Source organism: Nocardioides sp. NPDC057772, assembly GCF_042798075.1.
In the GTDB taxonomy this organism is placed as follows: Bacteria; Actinomycetota; Actinomycetes; order Propionibacteriales; family Nocardioidaceae; genus Nocardioides.
The window spans coordinates 1-3544 of sequence record NZ_JBHVKN010000320.1; the positions used below are offsets into that span (position 1 = coordinate 1).

Below are 3544 nucleotides of genomic sequence, written 5' to 3' on the forward strand. Positions count from 1 at the left end.
GGCTTGTCGGTGCTCGCCCTTACGTTCGTCATATGAAGCTCACCGCTCGGGCCGCCGCCGAGACGATCTCAGTCGCTCACAACATCGGCCTGCGAGATGCAGCCCGGGTGCTGGCCGCCGGACTGGCAGGTCCAGCGACCCGGCAAGGAAGCGCGCTTCTCTATGACGAACAGGGAATCGACAAACTCCTCGACCGTCCTGAGTGCCCGCTCCCAGAGCTCGACCGCTGGCGCCCGTTCGTCGTCCGGATCGGGAGGACACAAACCTCCGACGTCGCCGCCGCGTGGAGCGAACGCGCTCGCGCCGTCGCCGGGCCGTGGCGGCTTCCGCTACCGACCTCGGTCTACCTCGCCTGGCACAGCAGTCTGAGCCCACCGGCCGGCATGCGGCACCCGTTGATCGGGGTCCTCGCCGGCTGGGTGACCGTCGGCGCCGAGATCACCGGATATGACGAGGGCTGCTTTCGCCTCGAACCGCCGGGGCACTGGTTCAACTCGTTCCAAGACACCTGGCTACCTCTCCCGCCCCGGCGGCGCTGGATCCTGTGGGGCGCACCGTCGACCGTGACCCAGTCTCCAAGGCAACCGGAACGCACCGAATCCCAGGCGGCCTACAGGACCTCGCGCGACTGGCCGACCGCCGACGTACCCGTCCGCTCGAACGGACGGCTCTGACCGGCTGGCCTCAGCGGAGCGGGCGGATGTGGAGACCGATCTCGGGGTCGACGAGGACCTCCTGTGCGACCGGCATACCGTCCACGACGAGCTGCGCGTCCACCGGCACGTTGCGCTTGACCAGCCCCAACGCGATCGGGCCGAGCTCGTGGTGCCGGGCGGACGACCCGACGAACCCCACGGTCTTCTCCCCGAAGACCAGGTCCGACCCGGCAGCGGGCAGCCGGTTCTCGGAGCCGTCGAGGTGAAGCAGGACCAGGCGACGGGGCGGGCGGCCCAGCGTGTGCACGCGAGCGACGGTCTCCTGGCCGCGGTAGCAGCCCTTGTCGAGGTGGACGGCGTACTCCGGACCGGCCACGTCAGCAGCCCCCGGTACCCAGCCGACCTCGTTGGGGATCGTGCGCGCATCGGTGTCCACGCCGAACCGCGGCTCACCGCGCTCGATCCGGAGGGCTTCGAACGCCCAGAAGCCGCAGGCGGGGCCGGCAGCAGCGGCGTACGTCTCCAAGGACTCGCGCGGGACGAAGGAGTAGCCCTGCGCGGGGCGCCACACGGACGCCTGCGAGGTCTCGAGCGTCACGGTCACGTCGGACCAGAACTTCATCCGGTCCAGGTATGTCACGAGGGCCTCACCGGTGCCCGGCTCGGTCCACGCCAGGAAGGCGGTGCCGTCGTCGACGCCGGAGAAGAAGTGCTCGACGTGTCCTTGCGGCGACAGGATCAGGGCCGAGGTCCAGGCGCCGGGAGCCAGACCCTCGAACGCCTGGGAGGTCAGCGAGTGCAGCCAGGTCAGCCGGTCGGGCCCCGCGATCCGCACCACATCACGGTGGGAGAGGTCGACGAAGCCCTCACCGGAGGCCAGCGTCCGCTGCTCCAGGTTGAACGATCCGTAGTGCGCGGCGACGGGTGCGTCGACACCATCCCCGGCGACGGCGCCGGACAGTGACAGAAGCGGGCTGGCAGTCATCATGCTGTGCTCCTACGTGGGCTCGGAAGAACAGTCGACGCACGCCCCGAAGACGGTCAGATGAGCGACATCTGCCTCGAAGGCGTACTCCTCGCGCAGCCGCTCGCAGATTCCGTCGGCCACAGAGGGGTCAACGCTCGTGACCTTCTGACACTTCCTGCACACCGCATGAAAATGCGGGCGCCCGGAGACGGAATGGTAGGTCGAGGCCCGCTCGCCCAGGTGGGCGTGGCGCACCAGGCCGAGCTCCTCGAGCACCTCGAGGTTGCGGTAGACGGTGGAGAGGTTGATCGCGGAGGAGGACTCGCGCACGACCGCGAGCACCTCCTCGGGGGTGGCGTGCCGCAGCCGCTCGACGGCTCCGAGGACGAGCTCGCGCTGGGGCGTGAGGCGATAGCCCTTCGCCCGAAGAGCTTCGCGCCAGTCCTCAGCCGCCTCGGTCATCGCGCCTACTTGGGGACCCGCTTGAGCCGCGCCCACAGGTGCGGCTGCAGCGCCTGACCCATCGCGGCCATGTCGTAGGCATAGAGCAGGTCGCCCTCGACGTTGCCGTAGAGCCGCTTGCCGGCGGTGTATTCCTTGGCCGTCTCCGTGCGAGCGACCGCGTCGGTGACGATGTCGAGCTTGCCGCCCTCGGCCTTGCCATACCAGATCTCGACGATGCCGCTGCTGTGCGTCATCACCCACTCGACCTCGCCCTCGGGGCGGAAGCGGAGGAAGCCGGTCTCGAGCGCGGCGTCGCGCACCTTCTCGCCGGTCTCGGGGTCGATGATCCACGAGCGCGAGAAGTAGTGGAAGAACGGCCGGCCGTCGTGGGTGAAGATCAGCTCCTGACCGAATTCGAACTTGTCGATCGTCGGATAGTCACCGTGCCCGTTGCCCTGCCAGGTGCCGAGCATCCATGCGCAGGGTCCCGCGTCGGGGTGAAGGTTCTCCGGAAGTTCGAAAGCCACACGCCGAGTTTAGGCCGTACGTCGCCTACGACCCGAAACGCAAGCGCTAATGTGCTCGGCATGCAAGAACTCGTGGTGAAGGTGACCGTGGGCGCCGAGGCGCCCGAGCGTACGAACCAGGCCTTCACGGTCGCCTCGGCGGCCGCGACCGCCGGTGCCAAGGTGTCGCTGTGGCTCACGGGCGAGGCGACGTGGTTCGCGGTGCCCGGGCGTGCGGAGGAGTTCACGCTGGAGAACGCCGCGCCGCTCCAGGACCTGATCGCGCTGGTCATCGAGTCCGGTCAGGTGACCGTCTGCAGCCAGTGCGCTTCGCGGCGAGACCTGGCCGAGGACGACCTGATCAAGGGCGTCACCATCAAGGGCGCGGTGGTGTTCGCCGAGGAGATCCTGCGCGACGGCGTGCAGGCGCTCGTCTACTGACGTCGACACCCCTTCGAACTACATCCGTGTAGTTCCAGGTAGCAGGCGTGTTAATCCTCTCGGAGACTCCACACGCCGCCTACTTCGCCGTTAGCATTCACCCTCGTGAGCACGCAGACCCCCAGTGGCAAGTGGTGGAGCCGGGATTCGGCCGCCCAGCCGGGTGACGACGAGGACCTGACGGCGCGCGCTGCGGAGCTGGCCCGCGCGGCCGCCGCAGCCGAGTCGCTTCGCATCTCCGCCGAGCAGGCAGCCGCCGAGCAGGCGGCCGAGCGCCTGGTGGCAGAGGAGTCCGCTGCCAAGCACGCCGCTGCCCGCGCGAAGGCCGACGAGACCGCCAAGCTCCACGCCGAGCTGGCGGCCGACGCCCACCAGGCGCGCGAGGTCGCCGAGAAGGCCGCGGAGGAGTACGCCCGCGCCCGTGTCGAGGCCGAGAAGCTCGCCGACACCCGTGCCAAGGAGCGCGCCGAGGCCGAGGAGGCCGCGGTCGCGCGGGGCAAGGAGCTGGAGGCTGCCGAGCGTCGCCTCCT

At 69.4% G+C, this 3544-nt stretch carries 6 protein-coding genes; 3 read left to right on the forward strand and 3 right to left on the reverse strand.

Annotation, left to right across the window (positions count from 1 at the left end; translation table 11 throughout):
- Positions 1-32: 32 nt before the first annotated feature.
- The gene (locus ACFVJS_RS27010) at positions 33-674 is read left to right on the forward strand and encodes a hypothetical protein (protein ID WP_378886642.1); all 642 of its coding nucleotides are present in this window, start codon (positions 33-35) and stop codon (positions 672-674) included.
- A 10-nt stretch (positions 675-684) separates the two neighbouring features.
- On the opposite strand, the gene ACFVJS_RS27015 is transcribed toward ACFVJS_RS27010, so the two are convergent.
- The 3 genes from ACFVJS_RS27015 to ACFVJS_RS27025 are packed head-to-tail and all read right to left on the reverse strand — an operon-like array spanning position 685 to position 2594.
- Positions 685-1644: a YgfZ/GcvT domain-containing protein gene (locus tag ACFVJS_RS27015; RefSeq protein WP_378886643.1), complete on the reverse strand. Its 960-nt coding sequence runs from the start codon at positions 1642-1644 to the stop codon at positions 685-687.
- Between the two features lie 9 nt (positions 1645-1653).
- The gene (locus ACFVJS_RS27020; protein ID WP_008360653.1) at positions 1654-2085 is read right to left on the reverse strand and encodes a Fur family transcriptional regulator; all 432 of its coding nucleotides are present in this window, start codon (positions 2083-2085) and stop codon (positions 1654-1656) included.
- 5 nt (positions 2086-2090) lie between these two features.
- Positions 2091-2594 carry an FABP family protein gene (locus ACFVJS_RS27025; RefSeq protein ID WP_008360651.1) on the reverse strand — a complete coding sequence of 168 codons (504 nt, stop codon included), beginning with the start codon at positions 2592-2594 and terminating at the stop codon, positions 2091-2093.
- Between the two features lie 60 nt (positions 2595-2654).
- Here ACFVJS_RS27025 and ACFVJS_RS27030 point away from each other — a divergent pair, with 60 nt between their 5' ends.
- Positions 2655-3014: a DsrE family protein gene (locus ACFVJS_RS27030; RefSeq protein WP_378886644.1), complete on the forward strand. Its 360-nt coding sequence runs from the start codon at positions 2655-2657 to the stop codon at positions 3012-3014.
- A gap of 105 nt (positions 3015-3119) precedes the next feature.
- Positions 3120-3544 (forward strand): hypothetical protein (locus tag ACFVJS_RS27035; RefSeq protein WP_378886645.1); only part of this gene is annotated, 425 nt, incomplete at its 3' end.